Annotated in this window: 1 rRNA gene; it reads right to left on the bottom strand. The window is 54.8% G+C overall.

What is annotated here, in order from left to right:
• Positions 1 to 305, bottom strand: a 16S ribosomal RNA gene (locus CVN76_RS02625); the annotation flags it as partial.

The following is a 305-nucleotide window of genomic DNA, read 5'->3' as shown; positions in this document are numbered from 1 at the left end:
TGACGACAACCATGCACCACCTGTCACTCTGTCCCCCGAAGGGGAACGCCCTATCTCTAGGGTTGTCAGAGGATGTCAAGACCTGGTAAGGTTCTTCGCGTTGCTTCGAATTAAACCACATGCTCCCCCGCTTGTGCGGGCCCCCGTCAATTCCTTTGAGTTTCAGCCTTGCGGCCGTACTCCCCAGGCGGAGTGCTTAATGCGTTAGCTGCAGCACTAAAGGGCGGAAACCCTCTAACACTTAGCACTCATCGTTTACGGCGTGGACTACCAGGGTATCTAATCCTGTTTGCTCCCCACGCTTT

Source organism: Bacillus sp. mrc49 (genome assembly GCF_002803435.1).
Note: the sequence above shows the minus strand (reverse complement) of the source record. Positions and strands in the feature narration are given on the sequence as shown.